The following is a 23,643-nucleotide window of genomic DNA, read 5'->3' as shown; positions in this document are numbered from 1 at the left end:
GAATGGAGGCATCCTGCCCGCGACCCCGCTCCAGCAGTGGTGTCAGGGGTGGAAAGCCCGGCCCACAGTGACCAGTTGCGCCCACCCAGGGACGAACAGGGCCGGCAGGGAGGGCGGTTTCGCCTTGTAGCGCAGGCCTCTATGATCGGCAGCTGCCAACTGCGGACGTGTGCAATGCAATCGATCGGGACGCGCCCGCCAATCATCCACGACAATGCCGGCCGCGCTGCGACACGCTGGGCGGTGGTGATCTGGTCGCTGGTGTTCTATGTGAGCGCGCTGGGCAACGTCTGGACCGCCTGGCTTGCCGCGCGCCGCGATGGCCAGCCCATCGTGGTGTGGCAGGTGCTGAGCTGGGAGCTGAGCAGCGCCACCGCCGCGCTGCTGCTGTTGCCGGCGGTGGTGTGGCTCTGCGCACGCTGGCCGTTGCATGCCGATGTCTGGGTGCGACGCCTGCCGGCGTATGTGATGGCTGCACTGGGCTGGTGGCTGCTGCATGTCGCCGGCATGGTGATGCTGCGCATGCTGGTCTATGCCCTGGCCGGCGCACACTACGACTTCGGCGGCTGGCTGCAGTGGGTCTACGAGCTGTCCAAGGACCTGCGTACCTTTGCGCTGCTGGTGGCGGTGCAGCACGCACTGGCCTGGTACGCACGGCGCCGTCAGGGCGAGGCGCACCTGCTCGCCGCACCTGACGAAGGCCCGCCAGTGGAGCCGCTGGATCGCCCGGAGCGTTTTCTGGTGCGCAAGCTGGGGCGCGATTTCCTGGTCGCTACCGCCGATATCGAGTGGATCCAGGCCTCGGGCAACTACGTCAACCTGCATGTGCGCGGCCACGATTACCCGTTGCGCAGCACCATGGCGGCGATCGAGGCGAAGCTGGACCCAGCCGTGTTCGTGCGCATCCACCGCAGCTATCTGGTCAATCTGGGGCAGGTGCAGGCGATCGAGCCGTCCGACTCCGGCGACGCGCGCGTGCATCTGCGCGATGCCAGCGTGCTGCCGTGCAGTCGCAGCCACCTGGCCGGCTTGCGTTCCCATGCCGGGCAGGGCGCCGCTGCGCCGAGACCTGACGCACTGGTGGCATAACCCCCACTGCTGGATGCCTGGGGTGACCAGCCCCGGTCCCAAATTCGTCCCTGGCCCATGCGCCGCCAGGTCGCAGCTGCTGCGATACCGACACGCGATGGCGGCCGCCGGCCGAGCCTGCGGTCGCGCGCGGCAGCCAGGAGCCTGGAGTGTCGCAGGTGTCCCAGCACGCGCGGCCGCAGTTTCATCGCGTTCCGCCGCCGCCGCCCGCTTGCTAAACTAGCCCGCTTGTTTGCCGGAAGTCCGTCATGATCGAAACCAATCCGATCCGCCAGCGCATCACCGATCTCAACGATCGCGTGCTCTCGCTCAGGGGGTATCTTTGACTACGACGCCAAGAAAGAGCGTCTAGAGGAAGTCAGCCGGGAGCTCGAGAGTCCGGACGTGTGGAACGACGCCGAACGCGCGCAGGCCCTGGGCCGCGAGCGTTCGATGCTGGAAAAGACCGTGATCGGCATTGCCGATGTGCTGTCGGGCCTGGCCGATGCGGGCGACCTGCTGGAGCTGGCCGAGAGCGAACAGGACGAAGACACTGCGGTGGCGGTGATCGCCGATCTGGACAACTACCAGGCGCATGTCGAAAAGCTGGAGTTCCAGCGCATGTTCTCCGGCCAGATGGACAGCGCCAACGCGTTCGTCGACATCCAGGCTGGCGCCGGCGGCACCGAGGCGCAGGACTGGGCCGAAATCCTGCTGCGCATGTATCTGCGCTGGGCCGAGTCGCGCGGCTGGAAAACCGAGTTGATGGAAGTCTCCGGTGGCGAAGTGGCGGGCATCAAGTCGGCCACCGTGCGCATCGAGGGCGAATACGCCTACGGCTGGCTGAAGACCGAGATCGGCGTGCATCGGCTGGTGCGCAAATCGCCGTTCGACTCGGACAACCGCCGGCATACCAGCTTCACCTCGGTGTTCGTGTCGCCGGAAGTGGACGACAACATCGAGATCGACATCAATCCGGCCGACCTGCGGACCGACGTGTATCGCTCGTCCGGTGCCGGTGGTCAGCACGTCAACAAGACCGAATCGGCGGTGCGTATCACGCACATCCCGACCAATACCGTGGTCGCCTGCCAGACCGGCCGCAGCCAGCACCAGAACCGCGACAACGCGATGAAAATGCTGGCCGCCAAGTTGTACGAGCTGGAAGTGCAGAAGCGCAACGCCGAGAAGGATGCCTTGGAAGCGACCAAGTCCGACATCGGCTGGGGCAGCCAGATCCGCAATTACGTGCTCGACCAGAGCCGCATCAAGGATCTGCGCACCGGCATCGAGCGCAGCGATACACAGAAGGTGCTGGACGGCGACCTGGACGAATTCGTCGAGGCCAGCCTGAAGGCCGGTCTGGCAGCGGGCTCCAAACGCCTGGATGCCTGACCGCCGCGCCAGGTCGCTGTCACGACGGCATCGGCATCCTGGCGCAGCGCCGCAGCGCCGCAGCGTCTGTGACGCGGCGGTGGTCGTGCACTGCGGCTTTCGGGTAACCCGGTAACCGCCTGCCTTCGTCACATCCTCGTTGTAATAAGCGTGCCGGCGCCGCCGGTTCCTCGTTCCCACCGGGCACCCGCCCGACCCACAGCAGACCGATCCCCGCCATGACCGAGCAGACCCCCGCGCCGCAGATCCCCGCCGACGAGAACAGCCTCATCGCCGAGCGCCGCGCGAAACTGGGCGCGTTGCGCGGGCAGGGCATCGCCTACCCGAACGACTTCGTGCGCGAACACTTCGCCGGCGACCTGCAGGCAGAATTCGCCGACGCCGACACCTGGACCCCGGAAGCGCTGGAAGCCAGCGGGCGCACGGTCAGGATGGCCGGCCGCCTGATGGCCAAGCGGGTGATGGGCAAGGCCAGCTTTGCGCAGATCCAGGACGAATCCGGGCGTGTGCAGCTGTTCCTGCAGGGCAATGTGCTCGGCGATGCCTATACCGCGTTCAAGGGCTGGGATGTGGGCGACATCGTGGCGGTGGAGGGGGGGCTCACCCGCACCAAGACCGGCGAGCTGTCGGTCAAGGCCAGCGCGCTGCGCCTGCTGACCAAGTCGCTGCGCCCGTTGCCGGACAAGTGGCACGGCCTGTCGGATGTTGAGCAGCGTTACCGCCAGCGTTATGTCGACCTGATCGTGACACCGGAAGCGCGCGAGGTCTTCATCAAGCGCTCCAAGATCATCCGCGCCATGCGCGCCTGGCTGGACGCTCGCCGCTTCCTGGAAGTGGAAACGCCGATGATGCATTACATTCCCGGCGGCGCCACGGCCAAGCCATTCACCACCCACCACAATGCGCTGGACCTGGACCTGTACCTGCGCGTCGCCCCAGAGCTGTATCTCAAGCGTCTGGTGGTCGGTGGCCTGGAGCGCGTCTACGAGATCAACCGCAATTTCCGCAACGAAGGCGTGTCGACCCGGCACAACCCCGAGTTCACCATGCTCGAGCTCTACGAGGCTTATGCCACGTATCACCAGATCATGGACCTGACCGAGCAGGTGATCCGCGACACCGCGCAGTCGGTGTTGGGCACCACGCAGGTAAGCTGGGACGGTGCCGACATCGATTTGGCGCCGGCTTTCCGGCGCTGGCGCATGGATGAGGCCGTTCGTCACCACAATCCGGAGATCAGCGCGGCCGACTGCACCGACCGCGAGGCGCTGCTGCGCCATTGCGAGCGGCTCAAGATCCGCGTGAAGCCGTCTTACGGCTGGGGCAAGCTGCTGCTGGAGATTTTCGAGGCGACCGTGGAGCACACCCTGGTGCAGCCGACCTTCATCACCGACCACCCGGTCGAAGTGTCGCCGCTGGCGCGTTCCAGCGACACCGAGCCGGGTTACACCGACCGCTTCGAGCTGTTCATCAACGGTAAGGAGCTGGCCAACGGCTTCTCCGAGCTCAACGACCCCGAAGACCAGGCCGCGCGTTTCCAGGCGCAGGTGCATGCCAAGGACGGCGGCGACGACGAAGCGATGCATTTCGATGCCGATTACATCCGTGCCTTGGAGTACGGCATGGCGCCGACCGGCGGCTTGGGCATCGGTATCGATCGTCTGGTGATGCTGCTGACCGGCAGCACCTCGATCCGCGATGTCCTGCTGTTCCCGTATATGCGTCCGGAAGCCTGATTTTTTTGTGCCGGCGGTGTGCCGACGGCACAGATACTGCATATGCTAGGGCGGAGCCCCGAACAGCGTATCGTTTGGGGATAGTCGGCGCAGGGGCCGGCGTCATCGCTTTTCCGTTCTCGAGATAGAGGAGCAACGGCTATGCAGGATGTTTTAGGGGGTCCGGGCGGCGCATTGTCGACGGATACATGGGGAAGCTGGGCGGAAAAGGCGGATCTGGGATTGAACATCGTCATTGTCGATGACCAGATGTCCGCTCGGACGATGCTGCGCCATGTCATCGAGGACATCGCGCCGGAGCTGAAGGTTTACGACTTCGGCGATCCGCTCGACGCCTTGGCCTGGTGCGAAGCCGGGCGCGTGGACCTGTTGCTGCTGGACTACCGCATGCCCGGCATGGACGGTCTGGAATTCGCGCGTCGGCTGCGCCGGCTGCCCAGCCACCGCGATATTCCGATCATCCTGATCACCATCGTGGGCGACGAACCGATTCGTCAGGCGGCGCTGGAAGCCGGCGTGATCGACTTCCTGGTCAAGCCGATCCGTCCGCGCGAGTTGCGGGCGCGCTGCTCCAACCTGCTGCAGCTGCGCCAGCAGAGCGAAAGCGTCAAGCAACGCGCGTTGTCGCTGGAGCAGCGCCTGCTGGCCAGCATGAACGAGGTCGAAGAGCGCGAGCGCGAAACCCTGTCGCGGCTTGCGCGCGCGATCGAGTATCGCGATTCGGGCACCAGCGCGTTCCTGGAGCGCATGTCGCACGTGGCCGGCCTGATCGCCGAGCAACTGGGGCTGTCGGAAGAGGAGGTGCGCATCATCGAGATGGCCGCACCGCTGCACGACATGGGCAAGATCGCCATTCCCGATTCGGTGCTGCTCAAGCCCGGCAAGCTTACCGATGACGAAATGAGCGTGATGCGGCGCCATCCGCGCATCGGCTACGAGCTGCTCAGCGGCAGCCAGAACCGTTTCATCCAGGTCGGCGCGTTGATTGCGCTGCGTCACCACGAACGTTATGACGGCACCGGTTATCCGGATGGCCTGGTCGGTGAGGCGATTCCGCTGGAAGCGCGCATCGTGGCGGTGGCCGACGTGTTCGATGCGCTGCTGTCGCCGCGCCCGTACAAGGAGGCCTGGACCATGGACGCCGCGCTGGCCTATCTGTATGCCCAACGTGGCCGCTTGTTCGACCCGCGCTGCGTGGATGCTTTGTTGCGCGGCCGCGCGCAGTTGGAGCAGATCTGTGGCGAGTTCTCCACCGCATCGGCGCGACCCGGGGTGTGAGGTGAGGGCGGCGCTTGCCCAGCTGCGTCGGCGACTCGCACGGCGCCCCGACAGCGAGCACGGTCAGGCGTTGGTGCGCATCGTGATGCTCTGGCTGATCCTGGCCTACACGCTGGTCTGCGCCCCGCATTGGCAACTGAGCGATGGCCATCTGCAGCGATTGCTGTGCCTGGTCGCGATCGGGCACGGTTGGGGCATTGCTGCTGTTTGCGTGGATCATTGCGAAGCCGCGGCCCTCGCACCTGCGCCGGACGCTCGGCATGCTGGCGGACTATGGCCTGCTCAGTCTGGCGATGACCTGGTTCGCCGCTCCGATGGCCTGCCTGTACGTGGTGGTGATGTGGGTCACGATCGGCAATGGCTTGCGCTTTGGCAGGCAGGCACTGCACACGGCGGTGGCCATGGCCATGCTCAGTTTCGGGGCGACGCTTACCAATAGCCCGTATTGGCAACAGCGGATCGAGCTCGGGATCGCCCTGTTGGCGGCGCTGGTGGTCATTCCTCTGTCGTTGTTGCGGCTGATGCAGGACAGTGCCGATGCCGCTGCGCGTATCGCCGCGTATGCCCATGGCGCCGATGCTGCAGGACCGCACGGCCCACTTTCATCCCCATCGAAGCGACCGCAGGTCTGAGGCGTCTATGAAGTCTCCATTGCCATGGTTGAAGCGGCGTCTTTCGGGGCGGGCGGATTCGGAACACGCGCAGAACCTGATCCGCATCATCACCACCACGTTGTTCATTTCCTACCTGGGGTGGCGCTACCACCACACCCATGGCGATACGCTGATGGCCACCTGGTTGATCCTGGTCGGCGAGCTGGTGGTGTCGCTGGGGCTGATGGTGGCGATCCTGCTGCGGCCGCACGTGTCGCACACGCGTCGCCTGATCGGCATGGTGCTCGACTACACCTGCACCGGCGCAATCATGGCAATCCAGGGCGAACCGGCGTCGCCGCTGTATGCGGTCTGCATGTGGGTGACCATCGGCAATGGCTTGCGCTACGGCAGTCCCTATCTGCGTGCCGCCACGGCGATGGCCAGCCTGAGTTTTCTCAGCGCCATCCTGATTTCGCCTTACTGGAAGGCCAATCCCTATCTGAGCTGGGGCTTGTTGCTGGGTTTGATCGCCGTGCCGCTGTACTTCGATTCGTTGTTGCGTGCGATGACGCGCGCAGTACGCGAGGCGCGGCATGCCAACCAGGCCAAGAGCCGCTTCCTGGCCAATATGAGTCACGAATTCCGCGCCCCGTTGAATGGGTTGTCGGGCATGACAGAAGTGCTGGCCACCACGCGTCTGGATGCAGAGCAGAAGGAATGCCTGAATACCATCAAGGCTTCGGCGCGCAGCCTGCTGTCGCTGGTGGAAGAAGTGCTCGATATTTCGGCGATCGAGGCGGGCAAGATCCGTATCGATCGCCGCGATTTCTCACTGCGCGAGATGATCGGCTCGGTCAACATGATTCTGCAGCCGCAGGCCAAAACGCGCGGACTGGATTACGGCACCGAGGTCGCCACCGATGTGCCGGACCTGCTCAAGGGCGACACCGGACATCTGCGCCAGGTGTTGCTCAACCTGCTGGGCAATGCGGTCAAGTTCACCGAGCACGGGCATGTGCTGCTGCGGGTCGCGCGGCTCTCCGGCAATGGTGCCGACACGGTGCGGCTGCGTTTCGATGTCGAGGACAGCGGTATCGGCGTGCCGATGGACATGCGTCCCCGTCTGTTCGAGGCGTTCGAGCAGGCGGACGTGGGTTTGTCGCGCCGCTATGAAGGCACTGGCCTGGGCACCACGATCGCCAAGGGCCTGGTCGAGGCCATGGGCGGCGCGATTGGCTTTGCGCCCAATCCATCCGGCGGCAGCGTGTTCTGGTTCGAGTTGCCGCTGGAGATCGGCGTGTTGGACGCGGCAACGCCGGCTCGCTCGCCGGTCGGGGCGCTGCTGGAGACTCCCGACGAGCTGGAAGCCTCCAACGTCATCGCCTTTTCCAACCCGTTCCTGCGTCACCGCGCGCGCGTGCGCAGCATGCGCATGCTGGTGGCCGACGACCATGAAGCCAATCGCATGGTGTTGCAGCGATTGCTGGAGAAGGCAGGGCATAAGGTGACGTGCGTCAACGGCGCCGAGCAGGTGCTGGACGTGATGGCCGACGAAGATTTCGATGCGGTGATCGTGGATCTGCACATGCCGGGCATGAGCGGCCTGGACATGCTCAAGCAGTTGCGCGTGATGCAGGCCAGCGGCATACGCTACACCCCGGTGGTGGTGCTCAGTGCCGACGTGACGCCAGAAGCGATCCGCGCTTGCGAACAAGCTGGCGCACGCGCGTTCCTGGCCAAGCCCGTCGTGGCCGCCAAGCTGCTCGATACGCTGGCCGAACTTGCCGTGAGCACCCGTGCGCTGGCAACGCCGGCGCCGGTGGTGCAGGCATCGACCAGTTTCGAGGGCGTGCTCGATGCCAGCGTGCTGGACGAACTCGCTGCGTTGGGCATGGGCGAAGAATTCGAACGGCAGTTCGTCCGGCAATGTCTGGATGATGCGCACAACTGCGTGGGCGCGATCGAGCGCGATGGCACGCGCTCGGATTGGGAACAACTGCGCGAAAGCGCCCACGCGTTGCGCGGCGTTGCCAGCAATCTGGGGCTGGCCCAGCTGGCCGGCAGCGGCGGTGAGCTGATGCGCATGGCCGATTGGCAGCTGCAGGCCGAGTGGCGACAGCGGCTGTCGGCGTTGCGCGAACAGCTGCAAACCGGAAAGGATGCACTCGCCGCGCGCGTACAAGGCGCCAACGACGACGAGCGCTCCCCCCGGAGTAGCGAATAGCCCGCCGACGCATCAGCCGGCGTCGAGCCCTGAGCGGCGCGATTGCGCGCGGACCAGACGGTCCATGGTGCGTAATGACTTTTCGCCCAACTGCATTGCCGTATCGACCCAGATTTCGGTGATGCGCATCATTTCCTCCAGCGGTACCGCCGTGGTCATTTCGCGAACCTGCTGCATCGCCGCCCAGGCATGCGGTGTGCGCTTGCTTTCGCGGATCACTTGTTCGACGGCCGCCACGCCCTGACCGCGCGGCACGACGCGATCGACCAGGCCCATGCCGAGCAACTCCTCGGCGGAGTACAGATTGCCTTCGAGCATGATTTTTTGCGCCAGTTGCGCACTGACGCGCTGGCACATGAAAGAGTAGGCGCCCATCCCCGGGAACAGGTCGAACAGCACCTCGGGCAATCCCATCATTACGCCTTCCTCGGCGACGATGGTGTGGCAACTCAATGCCGCTTCGAAACCGCCGCCGAGCGCGTTGCCCTGCACCAGGGCGATGCTGTGCGCGCGCGCACCGAGGCCGACATGGAATGCGTGCACACCGCGTACACAGCGTTGGGCGTAATCAAGCAGTCGAGCACGGTCGCCTTCGCGAATGAGTTGGCAGAACAAGGCCAGATCGCCGCCCAGGTTGAACACGTCGCTGTCGGATGCCAGCACCACGTGCGGGGCCAGCACGCCGGCGTTGTTCAGTCGTTGACCAAGGTTGCTCTGGTAGCCGGTGATGTCGTCGACCAGGCGCGTCGAAAAGCAGGCACGCCCCGGGTTGACGGCGAGGTCGGCATGCATATGGATCCAGTACACGTCACGCTGCGGTTCTTCAACGATGCGTAGGGTCGAGCCGATGTTGGTGCGAATGAAGGGTTGAACTGCAGACATGGTGGTTCTCCGTGATGACCGTCCGGCCGGCCGCCTTTCGGACGGAGATGAGGTTGAACGCGTGAGCGTGCGCCGACATCGGATTCTATGCGTGCAAAAGCGAACGCCCGCAAGGCCTTGCGGCGTTGCGGGCGTCAAAGAAGGCTGAACGCCTTCGGCTGCGGCATAAGCGGTATTACGCCTTCGGCGCGTCTCGTAGCTCGCGGCGCAGGATCTTGCCGACATTGGTCTTGGGCAATTCCTTGCGGAATTCGATCACGCGCGGCTGCTTGTAGCCGGTGAGGTTGGCACGGCAGTGCGCCTTCACAGCGTCGGCCGTCAGGGCAGGGTCCTTCTTCACGATGACCGCCTTGACGATCTCACCGGACTTGTCATCCGGCACGCCGACGGCTGCCACTTCCAGCACGCCGGGCATTTCGGCGATCACGTCCTCGATCTCGTTGGGGTACACGTTGAAGCCGGACACCAGAATCATGTCCTTCTTGCGATCGACGATGTAGACGAAGCCCTGTGCGTCCATGCGCGCGATGTCGCCGGTATGCAGCCAGCCTTCGGCGTCCATGACCTTGGCGGTTTCCTCGGGTTTCTTCCAGTAGCCCTTCATGACCTGCGGGCCCCTGATGCACAGCTCGCCAATCTCGCCCAGTGGCAGTTCCGCGCCGGCGTCGTCCTTGATGCAGGCATCGGTGGACGGAATCGGCAGGCCGATCGAACCGTTGTAGTCCTTCAGGTCCATCGGGTTGATGCATGCGGCCGGCGAGGTTTCGGTCAGGCCGTAGGCTTCGACCAAGGTCAGGCCGGTGACCTTCTTCCAGCGCTCGGTGACCGAGCGCTGGACGGCCATGCCGCCGCCAAGGGTCATCTTGAGCGAGGAGAAATCCACCTGATCAAATCCGGGCGTATTGAGCAGCCCGTTGAACAGCGTGTTGACGCCGGTGAAGGCGGTGAAGCGGGTCTTTTTCAGCTCCTTGACGAAGCCCGGCATGTCGCGCGGGTTGCTGATCAGCTGATTGCAGCCGCCGATCTTCATGAAGACCAGGCCGTTCGCGGTCAATGCGAAGATGTGGTACAGCGGCAGCGCGGTGATCACCACTTCGTTGCCTTCTTCCAGCTTGCCGGTGCCTGCCAGCCACTGGTGCGCCTGCTGCATGTTGGCGACCAGATTGCGGTGGGTCAGCATGGCGCCCTTGGCCACGCCGGTGGTGCCGCCGGTGTACTGCAGGAAGGCGATGTCGTCGGGTTCGATCTGCAGCGTCGGCACGTGGTGCTTGCGGCCCAGCGCCAGCGCCTCGCGGAAGCGAATCGCGCCGTTGATGCGGTAATCGGGCACCAGCTTCTTGACGTACTTGACCACGAAGTTGAGCAGCGCCGCCTTCGGGAAGCCCAGCATGTCGCCCAGGCCGGTGGTGATGACTTGCTTGACCGGCGTGTCGGCGATGACCTGCTGCACGGTGGTGCCGAAGTTGTCGATGACCACCAGCACGCTGGCGCCGGAGTCGATCAACTGATGCTTGAGTTCGCGCGGGGTGTACAGCGGATTGACGTTGACCACGGTCAGGCCGGCACGCAGCACGCCGAAGGTCGCAATGGGGTATTGCAGGCAGTTGGGCATCATCAGGGCGACGCGGTCGCCTTTCTTCAACTGCAACTCGCCAAGCAGGTAAGCGGCGAATTGCTCGACCAGCTGATCCGCCTCGCGGTAGGTGATGGTCTTGCCGAAGCTGTGGTACGCAGGCCGGTCGGCGAAGCGTTTCACGGAGGTGGCAAACACCTCGGCCACCGTGCGGAACTGCTCAAGATCGATTTCGGCGGCAACGCCGGCCGGATAACTTTGCAACCAAGGACGTGCCTGATTCATCTGCCCCCCTCCAGGGTGTTCTCGACGCGCCGCAGTGTGTTCCACGGCGTTACAACAGCTGGCAGCATACCGTCATGCATGGAAAAGGCGAAGCGTGATGCAGAGCAGCATTCAAGGGCAGAGGCGCGCGGTGTGGGTAGGGTTTTGCATGCTGGTCTTGCTCGGCTGCACACGTGCCGCGCCGGAACAACGTCTGCGCGCCACGCTGGAGCAGATGCATCAGGCGATCGAAGCACGCGAGATCGGCGATGCGATGGCGCCGGTGGCGGAGGATTTTGTTGGCGAAAACGGGCTGGACGCCGCCGGGTTACGGCGCTTGATGCGCGTGCAGATGCTGGGCAACCAACAGATCGGCGTGACCATGGGACCGGTCGACGTGGCGCTCGCCGGTGATACCGCCACGGTGCGCTTCGCGGCGTTGTTGACGGGCGGCAGTGGGCGCTGGGTGCCCGATCAGGCGCAGACCTATCAAGTCACCACCGGTTGGCGATTGCAGGGCAGCGACTGGCAGCTGTATCACGCGCAATGGGTGCCGGCAGCGCATTGAACGCGCCGATGCAGTGGGGCGCGGCTGGTCGTGTGGTACGGCCGACTCCTGGTGCCGGTGCATGGATGGGGCGCGTGGGGCATCCGGTCCAAGGGCGGGTCGCCCGGTAATGCCAGTGCGTGGCGCTGAGCTTGGAGGTGGCCGATCCGGCTGGCCTCCGTTAGATGGATAGTTCAACGGTGTCGCCGCCTTCTTCTCGGCCAAACAGTTCGGCGGTGAGATCGATGTCCGTGGTGCGCCGATGGCATAGGGCAACACCAACGGCGGTAGGCCATGCGCACGTGCTGACCGCGGCGTGATCGCCGTTTTCACAAGGCCTGGAACGCCACTCCCGCCGAGCGGCGGGAGTGCGTTGCATCGTTGGAGCGCGATGCGCGTTGTGGTCAGGCGGCCTTGCGTGCCGCCAGCTGACGCAGCACATACTGCAGCAGGCCGCCGTGCTTGAAGTACTCCACTTCCTTCGGCGTCAGCAGCAGCACCTTGACCTGGAACTGCTTGACGCTGCCATCGGGCTTTTTCGCATCGACGGTGGCACGGCGGCTGGCGCCGTCCTGCAGACCGGTGATGTCCAGCACTTCCGAACCATCCAGGCCGAGCGTCTGTGCGTTTTCGTTTTCCAGGAACTGCAGCGGCAGCACACCCATGCCCACCAGATTGGAGCGGTGGATGCGCTCGAAGCTTTCGGCGATCACGGCCCTGACCCCGAGCAGGTTGGTGCCCTTGGCCGCCCAGTCGCGTGAGGAGCCGGTGCCGTATTCCTTACCCGCCAACACCACCAGCGGCACGCCATCGGCCTTGTACTTCATTGCAGCGTCGTAGATGGCCAGCTTTTCCGGCTGACCGCCGTTGGCTGGGTAATACAGCGTATTGCCGCCTTCTTCGCCGCCGAACATCAGGTTCTTGATGCGGATGTTGGCGAAGGTGCCGCGCACCATCACGTCATCGTTGCCGCGGCGGCTGCCGTAGCTGTTGAAGTCGGCCGGCTGCACGCCGCGTTCCTGCAGGAAGCGGCCCGCCGGCGAATCTTTCTTGATGTTGCCGGCCGGGGAGATGTGATCGGTGGTGATCGAGTCGCCGAACAGGCCCATGATGCGCGCGCCGTGTACGTCGTCCACGTTGCCCACCTGCATGGTCATGCCGTCGAAGTAGGGCGGGTTCTTGATGTAGGTCGAGGCTGCGTCCCACTCGTACAGCGCGCCATCGGGCGAGGCGATGGTGTTCCAGCGCGTGTCGCCCTTGAACACATCCGCGTAGTTCTGCTTGAACATCTCCGGGCCGACGGTGGCGGCGATGGTGTCGCCGATTTCCTTGTTGCTGGGCCAGATGTCGCGCAGATAGACCGGCTGCCCGTCGCTGCCGGTGCCCAGCGGCTCGGTGGTGAGATCGATGTCGGTAGTGCCGGCGATGGCGTAGGCCACCACCAGCGGCGGCGAGGCCAGGTAATTCATCTTGACCTCGGGGTGCACGCGGCCTTCGAAGTTGCGGTTGCCCGACAGCACCGATGTCACCACCAGATCGTCCTTGGCAATGGCCGCAGACACGTCTTCCGGCAGCGGCCCGGAGTTGCCGATGCAGGTGGTGCAGCCGTAGCCGACCACGTAGAAACCAAGCTTCTCCAGGTCGGCGAGCACGCCGGCCTTTTCAAGATAGTCTGTGACCACGCGCGAACCCGGCCCGAGCGAGGTCTTGACCCACGGCTGCGCCTTCAATCCCCTGGCTGCGGCGTTGCGCGCGAGCAGGCCGGCGCCCAGCATCACCGCCGGATTGGAAGTGTTGGTGCAGGAGGTGATCGCGGCGATGACCACCGAGCCATCGCGCAGCTGCCAACCGGCACCGCTGGCGCTGGCGCTTTCTGCCTGCGATGCCTTCGCACCGACGGCGGTGCCGCCGCCACCTTCGTTCTTGAGGCGATCTTCCTGCTTGAGATCGGCCAGCTTCTTGCTGCGCGCTTCGGCAAACGGCTTGAGGCTTTCGCGGTAGTTGGACTGCATGTCTTCCAGCAGCACGCGATCCTGCGGGCGCTTGGGGCCGGCCAGCGACGGCTTGACCTGGCCCATGTCCAGTTCCAGCGTGGCGCTGTACCGGGCGGGCGGGGTATTGGCGTCGTGCCAAAGGCCCTGCGCCTTGGCATAGGCTTCGACCAGGGCAATCTGTTCCTCGCTGCGGCCGGACAGGCGCAAATAGGTCAGCGATTCTTCGTCGACCGGGAAGATGCCACAGGTGGCGCCGTATTCGGGCGCCATGTTGCCGATGGTGGCGCGGTCGGCCAAGGGCAGGTGCTGCAGGCCGTCGCCATAGAACTCGACGAACTTGCCCACCACACCGGCCTTGCGCAGCATCTGGGTGACCGTCAGCACCAGGTCGGTGGCAGTGGCGCCCTCGGGCAACTTGCCGGTGAGCTTGAAACCCACGACCTGCGGGATCAGCATCGACGACGGCTGCCCCAGCATGGCCGCTTCCGCCTCGATGCCGCCCACGCCCCAGCCCAGCACGCCGATGCCGTTGATCATGGTGGTATGGCTGTCGGTGCCGAACACGGTGTCGGGGTAGGCGACCAGGGTGCCATCCTTGTCGGCGCTCATCACCACGCGCGCCAGGTTTTCCAGGTTCACCTGGTGAACGATGCCGGTATTGGGCGGCACGACCTTGAAATTCTCGAATGCCTTCTGGCCCCAGCGCAGGAAGCCGTAGCGTTCCTGGTTGCGCTGGAATTCGATCTTGCCGTTGAGGTCGAGCGCGTCCGGCTTGCCGAATACATCCACCTGTACCGAGTGGTCGATGACCAGTTCGGAGGGAATCTGCGGGTTGATCTGGTCGGCATTGCCGCCGAGCTTGACCACCGCATCGCGCATCGCAGCCAGGTCGACCACGCAGGGCACGCCGGTGAAATCCTGCAGCACCACGCGCGCCGGCATGAAGGCGATTTCGGTATCGGGCTCGGCGGTGGGGTCCCACTTGGCAACCGCTTCGATATGGTCCTTGCCGACGGTCACGCCGCCGTCTTCATGGCGTAGCAGGTTTTCCAGCAGGATCTTCATCGAATAGGGCAGATGGCCGATATCGAAGCGTTCGCCCAGCTTCGGCAGGCTGTAGTACGCGTAGCGCTTGCCGTGGACCTCAAGTGAGGTGCGAGTGGAAAAGGATTCGCTCATGCATCACTCCTATGGCATCGAAGGCTTTAGGTAGGGGCTCATTCTGAGCGATTCAGTGTGTACGTACGGTGTGTCCAGACAGATCTGCGAACTTGAGTAGGACGGCATAAGTACGTATCATGCATGCATACTTTCTGGAGCATGCTCATGGAAGCCACCGTTGCCGAACGCGGGCAGATCACGCTGCCAAAGGCCGTGCGCGATGCCCTGGGCCTGACCAAGGGCACCACATTGAAGATCGAGCTCGACGGCGGGCGCATCATCCTGCGCAAGGACGTCAGCGAGGCGCTGCGCAAGGTGCGCGGCAAGTTCAAGCTGGTCGACGGCCTGACCAGCACCGATGCGGCGATGCGCGTGATCCGTGGCCGCGCCCCCGGAGATCCGTTCGACCCATGATCGCCCTGGATTCCTCGGTCCTGCTGGACATCCTGATCGGCGACCCGGTCTATGGCGAAGTGTCGGAGATCTGCATCGGCGACGCCCTGGCGCGCGACGAAGTGGTGGTCTGCGACGCGGTGGTGGCCGAGGTGCTGGCCATGCTCGACACCCAGGTCGACCTGATGGAAACCCTGGCCTCGATCGGCGTGCGCTACGAGGCCACCCAGGAAGCGGCGGCAGTGCGCGCCGGCCATATGAACAAGCGCTTTCGCGCGCGCGGCGGCAAGCGCGAGCGGGTGGTGGCCGACTTTCTGATCGGCGCCCACGCGATGCTCCAGTGCGACGGGTTGATCACCCGCGACGAGGGCTTTTTCCGCGATTACTTCAAGGGTTTGAAGATCGTCGTTCCCAAACCCGCACCCTGATCCACGTTTTGCGCTTTACCACCTTCACCGCTGCTTTTTTGGAGAACCCGCATGTTGGAAGCCTATCGCCACCACGTTGCAGAGCGCGCCGCGCTCGGTATCCCGCCGCTGCCGCTGACCGCGCAGCAGACCGCCGAGGTCATCGAGCTGCTCAAGGCGCCGCCTGCCGGTGAAGAGCAGTTCCTGGTCGAACTGCTCAGCCAGCGCGTGCCCGCCGGCGTCGACGACGCTGCCAAGGTCAAGGCCTCGTACCTGGCCGCGGTGGCCTTCGGCACCGAGACCACCGCGCTGATCAGCCCCACGCGCGCTACCGAACTGCTCGGCACCATGCTCGGTGGCTATAACATCCAGCCGCTGATCGACCTGCTGGACAACGCCGAGCTGGGCGCCACCGCCGCCGAAGCGCTCAAGCACACCTTGCTGGTGTTCGATGCGTTTCACGACGTGCAGGAAAAGGCGCAAGCCGGTAATGCGCATGCCAAGGCCGTGCTGCAGAGCTGGGCGCAGGCCGAGTGGTTCACCAGCAAGCCGGAAGTGCCGCAGAGCCTGACCGTCACCGTGTTCAAGGTGCCGGGCGAGACCAATACCGACGACCTGTCGCCGGCGCCGGATGCGACCACCCGTCCGGACATCCCGCTGCACGCGCTGGCGATGCTGAAGAACAAGCGCGACGGCGCCGCGTTCGAGCCGGAGGAAGACGGCAAGCGCGGCCCGATCCAGGCCATTGCCGACCTCAAGGACAAGGGCCATCTGGTCGCCTACGTGGGCGATGTGGTCGGTACCGGTTCTTCGCGCAAGTCGGCGACCAATTCGGTGCTGTGGTGGACGGGCGAAGACATTCCGTACATCCCCAACAAGCGCTTCGGCGGCGTGTGCCTGGGCAGCAAGATCGCCCCGATCTTCTACAACACCATGGAAGATGCCGGCGCATTGCCGATCGAGCTGGACGTGTCGCAGATGGAGCACGGCGATGTGGTCGAGCTGCGTCCGTACGACGGCAAGGCGCTGAAGGACGGGCAGGTGATCGCCGAGTTCGCGATGAAGTCGGACGTGCTGTTCGACGAAGTGCGCGCCGGCGGCCGCATCCCGTTGATCGTCGGTCGCGGCCTCACCGCCAAGGCGCGCGAGTTCCTGGGCCTGCCGGCCTCGGACCTGTTCCGCCTGCCGATGGACCCGCCGGACACCGGCAAGGGCTTCTCGCTGGCGCAGAAGATGGTCGGCCGCGCCTGCGGCTTGCCGGAAGGCCAGGGCATGCGCCCGGGCACCTATTGCGAGCCGAAGATGACCTCGGTGGGCTCGCAGGACACCACCGGCCCGATGACCCGCGACGAGCTGAAGGACCTGGCCTGCCTGGGCTTCTCCGCCGACCTGGTGATGCAGTCGTTCTGCCACACCGCCGCGTACCCGAAGCCGGTGGACGTCAAGACCCACCACACGCTGCCGGAGTTCATCTCCACCCGCGGCGGCGTGTCGCTGCGTCCGGGCGATGGCGTGATCCACAGCTGGCTCAACCGCATGCTGCTGCCCGACACCGTCGGCACCGGCGGCGACTCGCACACCCGCTTCCCGATCGGCATCTCGTTCCCGGCCGGCTCCGGCCTGGTGGCGTTCGCAGCGGCCACCGGCGTGATGCCGCTGGACATGCCCGAGAGCGTGCTGGTGCGCTTCAAGGGGCAGATGCAGCCGGGCGTGACCCTGCGTGACCTGGTCAACGCGATCCCGCTGTACGCGATCAAGCAGGGCTTGCTGACCGTGGCCAAGCAGGGCAAGAAGAACATCTTCTCCGGCCGCATCCTGGAAATCGAAGGGCTGCCGAATCTGAAGGTGGAGCAGGCGTTCGAGCTGTCCGATGCGTCGGCCGAGCGTTCGGCGGCCGGTTGCACCGTGCACCTGGACAAGGCGCCGATCATCGAATACCTGACCAGCAACATCACCCTGCTGCGCTGGATGATTGCCGAAGGCTATGCCGATGCGCGCACCCTGGGCCGCCGCATCAAGAAGATGGAAGAGTGGCTGGCCGACCCGCAACTGCTGCAGCCCGATGCCGACGCCGAGTACGCTGCAGTGATCGAGATCGACCTGGCCGACATCGTTGAACCGATCGTGGCGTGCCCGAACGATCCGGACGACGTCAAGACGCTGTCCGACGTGGCCGGCGCTGCGATCGACGAGGTGTTCATCGGTTCGTGCATGACCAACATCGGGCACTTCCGCGCCGCGGCCAAGCTGCTGGAAGGCAAGCGCGATATTCCGACCCGCCTGTGGGTGGCGCCGCCGACCAAGATGGATGCCTCCGAGCTGACCAAGGAAGGCCATTACGGCACCTTCGGCGCGGCCGGCGCGCGCATGGAAATGCCGGGCTGCTCGCTGTGCATGGGTAACCAGGCACAGGCGCGCGAGGGCGCCACGGTGTTCTCGACCTCCACGCGTAACTTCCCCAACCGCCTGGGCCGCAACACCAATGTGTACCTGGGCTCGGCGGAACTGGCGGCAATCTGTTCGCGCCTGGGCCGCATTCCGACCAAGGACGAGTACATGGCCGATGTAGGCGTGATCAAGACCAGTGGCGAGCAGATCTATCGCTACATGAACTTCGATCAGATCCAGGAGTATCAGCACGTGGCAGAGACCGTCGCCGCCTGAGTCATCCAGCAGGTTGGTTGTCCCGAAATGCCCGGCACTGCCGGGCATTTCGCTTTCCAGGCAATGGCTTCGTGTTGTGCTCACGATGCCCGGCGTTAAAACAAATACCAGCTGACTGGATTGTGGCATTGCAACAAAAATCTGAAGTGCGCAGGTCTAGAGTCCGGCCGCTCTACCACTGCCCGTTGATGCCCATGCCCACTTGCACAATCTCCGGTCAAACCCTGCATTACACGCAACACGGCCGGGGTTTCCCGGTCTTGCTTGGCCACAGCTATCTCTGGGACGCTGCGATGTGGGAGCCGCAGATCCAGGCGCTCTCGCAGCACTACCAGGTCATCGTTCCAGAGCTGTGGGGGCATGGGCAGTCAGGTCCGTTGCCGCACGGCACGCAGCAGATCGGCGACCTTGCCCGGCACATGCTGGCCCTGCTGGACGCACTGAAGTTGCCGCAGTGCGCGGTGGTCGGCCTGTCGGTGGGCGGCATGTGGGCCGCCGAGCTTGCCCTGATGGCGCCGGAGCGCGTGCGCAGCCTGGTGTTGATGGACACCTTCCTGGGCGCCGAGCCAGCCGCCACGCGTGCGCGCTATTTCGACCTGCTCGATGCGATCGAGACGGCCGGGCAGGTGACGCCTGCGTTGATCGAGGCGATCGTTCCGATCTTCTTCCGCCCCGGCATCGATCTGAGATCGGCACTGCCGGCCGCCTTTGCGCAGCGTCTGGCTGCCATGTCGGCCGAACAGTTGCGCGCATCCATCGTGCCACTGGGCCGGCTGATCTTCGGCCGAGCCAATCGACTGGATGCCCTGTCTGGACTGGATCCGGCCAACACCTTCCTGCTCGGTGGCGCCGAGGACATCCCGCGCCCGACCGAAGAGGTGTGGATGATGGCCGAGGCAATCTGCTGCGATTACGAGCTGATCCCGGACGCAGGACATATCGCCTCGCTGGAGAACCCGGGCTTTGTCAACGCGCAGTTGCTGGGATGGCTGAAGCGGACGGTGGGTGAGACCGAGGTGGAGCTGATGCGCGTGGGATAAGGGCAATGGCCTCGCCTGACGTGGGATGAGGCGCGTGGTTCCTTCTCAACTCCTCACGTTTTTACGCACAGGAGGGGGGCTTGAAGCGCGCTCTCGTCGGAGATGGCTGAAGCGCTGCAGTTGTCAGGATGATGTTTCCCTTGTCCTGTCGGGCATTGTCCTTCTTTATGGAGAGAAGGTGCCCGCAGGGCGGATGAGGGTACGGCGTCGGCGCGATGCGTGGGTGGCCGCACCCTCACCCCAACCCCTCTCCCGCGGGGAGAGGGGCTCCAAGCGCTGTCGTGGGGGGAGGGCTTGCAGCGCTTCTCTCCCGCGGGAGGGAGGCTCATGACTTGCCACGCCATGGCCCGCCTTTCCTGGCTGGATGGGAGTTCGAAGCTGTGCGATTACGGTTGCGCGCCCAGCCAGGCTTCCAGTGCCGGGGCAGGTAGAGGGCGCGAGAACAGATAGCCTTGCAGCACCTCACAGCCCAGGTCGGCGAGGAACAGGCGCTGCGCTTCGTTTTCCACACCTTCGGCGACCACGTGCTTGCGCAGGTGCTCGCCGATGCGCAGTACCGAGGTGGTGAGCGCGCGCGCGTCTTCGCTGTGTTCGATATCGCGCACGAAGCTCATGTCCAATTTGAGTTCGTCGATCGGCAGGCGATGCAAATGGCTCAGGCTGGAATAGCCGTTGCCGAAATCGTCCAGCGACAGCGAGATGCCGGCTTCGCGAATGGCATGCAGGTTTTCCAATACGCCCGGTTGCCCGGACAGCATCACGCTTTCGGTCAGTTCCAGGGTCAGGTCGGAGGGCTGCACGCCCATCTCGGCGATGAGCCGGAGCAGATCCGGCAGCATGCGCGGACTTTCGAAACCACTTGCCGACAGGTTCACCGACACGCGTGCGACCGGCACGCCACGCTGGCGCCAGTCGGCGACCTGCTGGCAGGCGCTGCGCAGGACCCACGCATTGATCTGCGGCATCATGCCTTGTTCTTCGGCCACGGGCAGGAAGCGCGCCGGCGACACTGCACCCAACTGCGGGTGATTCCAGCGCAGCAGCGCTTCCACGCCATAGAGCGTGTGCGGCGCGGCGCTGTGCATCTGCGGTTGGTAATGCAATTGCAGTTGATTGCGGTCGATGGCCTGACGCAGTTCCGCTTCCAGCGCAACGCGTTCTTGCGCCATGCGGTTCATGTCGGAACTGAAGAAACGGAAGCGCCCACCGCCTTCCTTCTTGGCGCGATTCATCGCCAAATCTGCGTGGCGCAGCAGGATATTGATGTCCTGCCCATCTTCGGGAAACATCGCCACGCCGATACTGGCCGACGGATGCACGGTCATATGGCCGACCGGCAGGGGGCTGGCGATGCTGACCAACAGACGCTCGGCGGCGGCACTGGCCTGCTCTGCGCTGCATTGCGGCAGCGCAAGCGCGAATTCGTCGCCGGAGAGTCGCGCCAGCATCGCCGTGGCGGTGACCTGGTCGTTGACGCGCAAGGCGATATCGCGCAGCAGGCCATCGCCTGCGGCGTGTCCCTGGCTATCGTTGATGAGCTTGAAGCGATCGATGTTGATGAACATCAACGCGGCCGGTTCGCCTGCGTATTCGGCCTGCGTCAGCGCCTGCTCGGCGCGCGCGCTGAACATGATGCGGTTGGGCAGGCCGGTGAGCGTGTCGTAGAACGCCAGTTGATGCACGCGCTGGCGGATCTGCTCGCGTTCCAGCGCCAGGGTGCACAGCTGCTGGCACAAATCGGTGAGCCGCATATGCCAGGCATCGGCACGTTGCGGCTTGCGGTAGTACAGCGCGAAGGTGCCGAGCACGCGCGCGCTGTTGGAGCGGATCGGCGTGCTCCAGCAGGCGCGCAGGCCCCAAGGCAACAGCGTGTCGCGATACGCCTCGAACAATGGGTCGGTGGCGACGTCTTCCACCATCACCGCGCGACCGCGCCAGGCCGCGGTGCCGCAGGCGCCTGTGCCCGGGCCGATCTTCAGGCCGTTGACCGCATCGGCGTATTCGGGCGGCAGGCTGGGCGCAGCCAGCGAATGCAGGCGACCTTGATTGTCCGCACTCATCACCGTGGCCAGCACGTCCGGTGCGATGCGTTCGACCTCGGTGCAGATCAGCGTCATCACCTCGATCAGCGGGCGTTCCTGCACCAAGGCTTCCAGCACGCGGTGCTGCAATACCTCGTGCATCTTGGTGTCGGTGATGTCGGTCAATACCGCCACGTAATGCGAGGGAGCGTGGTTGGCGTCGTAGATCGGGTTGAAGTTGAGCGAGATCCACAGCGGTGTGCCATCCTTGCGATAGACCAGCAAGTCGGCGCGGGTGTGCTGCAAGGCATCGGCGCGATCGCGCACGCGGGCGACCTCGCTTTGGTCGCTTTGCGCGCGGGTCAAGACATCGGAGGGACGCAGACCGACCAGCTCGGCTTCGGTGTAGCCGAACATGCGCTGGAAGCCGTCGTTGGCGTATAGCAGACGCGATTGCAGATCGCAGATGAGGATGGCGCTGCTGCTGCCATCGAGGGCTTCTGCGAGCAGGCGCGCACGGCGCTGCTCGGGCTGCTCGCCGGGCTTGGCCATGCCGGCGGTAATCGGGCCGGGCCTGACCAGGCCAGCGCTTGGGGCGTTGGCATTGATCGGCTCAGCCGTCAGCGGCATGCGGTCCACCGCTGCATCCACGCCAGCGCCCGCCGCGCTTCCCGGTGCTGGAGGAAGCGTTTGGTTGGTCGGGTGCGAGGGATGCGCGGCCATGCCGGATCAGCGCGCCTGCGCCGACAATGCGAGCAAGCGTTCGGCCACGCGGTCCAGCGGCACCACTTCCTGTGCGGCGCCAAGCTTGTACGCTGCACCGGGCATGCCCCAGACCACGCTGCTGGCTTCGTCCTGCACCAGCGTCGGCGCGCCGGCCTGCAGCATTTCCAGCAGGCCGCGTGCGCCGTCGTCGCCCATGCCGGTGAGGATGGCGCCCACCGCATTCGGGCCGGCATTGGCGGCAACGGAACGAAACAGCACGTCCACTGCCGGTTTGTGGCGATTGACCGGCGGGCCATCGTCGATACGGCAGCGCCACCGTGCACCGTCGCGAATGATGCGCAGATGCTGGCCGCCCGGCGGCAGATACGCATGACCTGGCAGGATCGCCTCGCCATCGGTGGCTTCACGTACCGACATGGCCGAATGGCGGTTGAGGCGCTCGGCGAACGCGGTGCTGAAGCTGGCAGGCAGATGCTGGGTCATCACCACCGCGGGCGCATCGGCGGGCATGTGTTCAAGCACCACGCGCAGCGCTTCGGTACCACCGGCGGAAGCGCCGATGGCGATCAAGCGATCGGTCGTGCGAAAGCGCAGCGCACTGCCGGCCACCGGTGCCGATTGCATATCCAGCGTGACTTTGGGTGCGCTCGGGCGATTGAGTGCGCTGACCTTGGCCTTGGCGGCCATTTTGACCTTGCTGACGATCTCTTCGGCGTAGCCTTCCAGCCCCCGTGCGACGTCGATCTTGGGCTTGGACACGAAGTCCACGGCGCCCAGCGACAAGGCCTGCAAGGTAGTGTCGGCGCCGCGCTCGGTCAGCGATGAAATCATCACCACCGGGGTAGGGCGCAGGCGCATCAGGTTTTCCAGAAACACCAGGCCGTCCATGCGCGGCATTTCCACATCCAGCGTGATGACGTCCGGATTGAGGCGCTTGATCTTTTCGCGCGCCAGCAGCGGATCGGCGGCCGAGCCGACCACTTCGATGCCGGCATCGCGCGACAGGATTTCGGTGAGCATCTGACGCACGACCGCCGAATCGTCGACGATCAATACACGCACAGGAGTTTCCAGCGTCATTCGAACAACTCCACTCCACCGGTAACCGGTGCTTTGGACAGACGGGCGCGCACGGCCGATTCGGTGGCGGCGACTTCGGCTTCGTGTGCGTGCGGCAAACGCTGCACGACGACGCGGCCAGTCGTCGCGAAGAACCACACCTTGCGCGGATGGATGCCACACAGATCTTCAGCGATGATGGGAATATGTTCGGCCTGCAGGTACTGGCGCACGAACTCGGCGTTGCGGGTGCCGACCGGGTTGCTGGTGAAGCCCTTCAACACGTTGGCGCCACCGAAGACCTTGGCTTCGATGCGTTTGCGGTGCGCGCCGCGCTTGAGCATGTCGTTGATCAGCAGCTCCATGGCATAACTGCCGTAGCGCGTGGGTGCGCCATCGCCGACCTGGCCTTCCGGCAACAGAAAGTGGTTCATGCCGCCGATCTTGAGCACCGGGTCGCGCAGGCAGGCTGCAACGCACGATCCCAAGGTGGTCGTCAACGCGGTGTCGTCGTCCACCACCAGGTACTGGGTGGGCAGCAGTTTGGCGGCAATGGTCTGGAACCGCGAATCGCGGTAGCGCATGACGTCGTCGACTTGCACGGCAGTACTCATG

16 protein-coding genes and 1 pseudogene are annotated in these 23,643 nt (G+C 64.8%); 11 read left to right on the top strand and 6 right to left on the bottom strand.

All coding sequences use genetic code 11. From position 1 onward, the window contains the following. Positions 1 to 141 precede the first annotated feature (141 nt). From J7367_RS11370 to J7367_RS11345, 6 genes and pseudogenes are all read left to right on the top strand, one after another. Positions 142 to 1,089 carry a LytTR family DNA-binding domain-containing protein gene (locus J7367_RS11370; RefSeq protein WP_057660026.1) on the top strand — a complete coding sequence of 316 codons (948 nt, stop codon included), beginning with the start codon at positions 142 to 144 and terminating at the stop codon, positions 1,087 to 1,089. A gap of 248 nt (positions 1,090 to 1,337) precedes the next feature. Beyond that, a protein-coding gene (prfB, locus tag J7367_RS11365; RefSeq protein ID WP_099050317.1) for a peptide chain release factor 2 occupies positions 1,338 to 2,463 on the top strand; the annotation gives its coding sequence in 2 pieces (ribosomal slippage) (positions 1,338 to 1,412 and positions 1,414 to 2,463; 1,125 coding nt in all). 218 nt (positions 2,464 to 2,681) lie between these two features. Continuing rightward, positions 2,682 to 4,199, top strand: coding sequence for a lysine--tRNA ligase (lysS, locus tag J7367_RS11360; protein WP_057660024.1), 1,518 nt, complete (start codon positions 2,682 to 2,684; stop codon positions 4,197 to 4,199). A gap of 141 nt (positions 4,200 to 4,340) precedes the next feature. Further along, positions 4,341 to 5,477 carry a two-component system response regulator gene (locus J7367_RS11355; RefSeq protein WP_007963604.1) on the top strand — a complete coding sequence of 379 codons (1,137 nt, stop codon included), beginning with the start codon at positions 4,341 to 4,343 and terminating at the stop codon, positions 5,475 to 5,477. Between the two features lies 1 nt (position 5,478). Beyond that, positions 5,479 to 6,109: pseudogene (locus tag J7367_RS11350) on the top strand (RpfH protein). A gap of 7 nt (positions 6,110 to 6,116) precedes the next feature. Continuing rightward, complete coding sequence (locus J7367_RS11345) at positions 6,117 to 8,297, top strand: ATP-binding protein (protein WP_057660021.1); 2,181 nt, start codon at positions 6,117 to 6,119, stop codon at positions 8,295 to 8,297. Positions 8,298 to 8,309: 12 nt separating this feature from the next. Here the strand turns inward: J7367_RS11345 and J7367_RS11340 are convergent, their stop codons facing one another. Both J7367_RS11340 and J7367_RS11335 read right to left on the bottom strand, forming a co-directional pair. Continuing rightward, positions 8,310 to 9,179 (bottom strand): crotonase/enoyl-CoA hydratase family protein, encoded by an 870-nt coding sequence (locus tag J7367_RS11340; protein WP_003486308.1) that lies wholly within the window; start codon positions 9,177 to 9,179, stop codon positions 8,310 to 8,312. 175 nt (positions 9,180 to 9,354) lie between these two features. Continuing rightward, positions 9,355 to 11,037: a long-chain fatty acid--CoA ligase gene (locus tag J7367_RS11335; RefSeq protein ID WP_057660019.1), complete on the bottom strand. Its 1,683-nt coding sequence runs from the start codon at positions 11,035 to 11,037 to the stop codon at positions 9,355 to 9,357. Positions 11,038 to 11,134: 97 nt separating this feature from the next. Here J7367_RS11335 and J7367_RS11330 point away from each other — a divergent pair, with 97 nt between their 5' ends. Beyond that, positions 11,135 to 11,584, top strand: a complete 450-nt coding sequence (locus tag J7367_RS11330; RefSeq protein WP_057660018.1) for a hypothetical protein — start codon at positions 11,135 to 11,137, stop codon at positions 11,582 to 11,584. Between the two features lie 383 nt (positions 11,585 to 11,967). Here the strand turns inward: J7367_RS11330 and acnA are convergent, their stop codons facing one another. Continuing rightward, positions 11,968 to 14,736 carry an aconitate hydratase AcnA gene (gene acnA / locus J7367_RS11325; RefSeq protein WP_057660016.1) on the bottom strand — a complete coding sequence of 923 codons (2,769 nt, stop codon included), beginning with the start codon at positions 14,734 to 14,736 and terminating at the stop codon, positions 11,968 to 11,970. 147 nt (positions 14,737 to 14,883) lie between these two features. Here acnA and J7367_RS11320 point away from each other — a divergent pair, with 147 nt between their 5' ends. The 4 genes from J7367_RS11320 to J7367_RS11305 all read left to right on the top strand — a co-directional run bounded on the left by J7367_RS11320 (position 14,884) and on the right by J7367_RS11305 (position 19,222). Beyond that, complete coding sequence (locus tag J7367_RS11320; protein WP_003486316.1) at positions 14,884 to 15,132, top strand: AbrB/MazE/SpoVT family DNA-binding domain-containing protein; 249 nt, start codon at positions 14,884 to 14,886, stop codon at positions 15,130 to 15,132. Beyond that, positions 15,129 to 15,539 carry a type II toxin-antitoxin system VapC family toxin gene (locus tag J7367_RS11315; protein WP_003486318.1) on the top strand — a complete coding sequence of 137 codons (411 nt, stop codon included), beginning with the start codon at positions 15,129 to 15,131 and terminating at the stop codon, positions 15,537 to 15,539. The genes J7367_RS11320 and J7367_RS11315 overlap by 4 nt, the downstream gene beginning before the upstream one ends. Positions 15,540 to 15,590: 51 nt before the next feature. Continuing rightward, a complete protein-coding gene (locus tag J7367_RS11310) occupies positions 15,591 to 18,182 on the top strand; it encodes a bifunctional aconitate hydratase 2/2-methylisocitrate dehydratase (RefSeq protein WP_007963592.1) in 2,592 nt (863 codons plus the stop codon). A 194-nt stretch (positions 18,183 to 18,376) separates the two neighbouring features. Continuing rightward, the gene (locus tag J7367_RS11305) at positions 18,377 to 19,222 is read left to right on the top strand and encodes an alpha/beta fold hydrolase (RefSeq protein WP_057660014.1); all 846 of its coding nucleotides are present in this window, start codon (positions 18,377 to 18,379) and stop codon (positions 19,220 to 19,222) included. A gap of 386 nt (positions 19,223 to 19,608) precedes the next feature. Here the strand turns inward: J7367_RS11305 and J7367_RS11300 are convergent, their stop codons facing one another. From J7367_RS11300 to cheD, 3 genes are all read right to left on the bottom strand, one after another. After that, positions 19,609 to 21,894 carry an EAL domain-containing protein gene (locus J7367_RS11300; protein WP_057660012.1) on the bottom strand — a complete coding sequence of 762 codons (2,286 nt, stop codon included), beginning with the start codon at positions 21,892 to 21,894 and terminating at the stop codon, positions 19,609 to 19,611. Positions 21,895 to 21,972: 78 nt separating this feature from the next. Beyond that, the gene (locus tag J7367_RS11295; protein WP_003486327.1) at positions 21,973 to 23,049 is read right to left on the bottom strand and encodes a chemotaxis response regulator protein-glutamate methylesterase; all 1,077 of its coding nucleotides are present in this window, start codon (positions 23,047 to 23,049) and stop codon (positions 21,973 to 21,975) included. Beyond that, positions 23,046 to 23,642: a chemoreceptor glutamine deamidase CheD gene (cheD, locus tag J7367_RS11290; protein ID WP_003486330.1), complete on the bottom strand. Its 597-nt coding sequence runs from the start codon at positions 23,640 to 23,642 to the stop codon at positions 23,046 to 23,048. The genes J7367_RS11295 and cheD overlap by 4 nt, the downstream gene beginning before the upstream one ends. Between the last annotated feature and the right edge of the window lies 1 nt (position 23,643).

Origin of the sequence: Xanthomonas sp. D-36-1, from assembly GCF_017746155.1 — a bacterium.
In the GTDB taxonomy this organism is placed as follows: Bacteria; Pseudomonadota; Gammaproteobacteria; order Xanthomonadales; family Xanthomonadaceae; genus Xanthomonas; species Xanthomonas cissicola.
The sequence above is the reverse complement of the archived record's forward strand: the minus strand, read 5'-3'. Positions and strand labels throughout refer to the sequence as shown.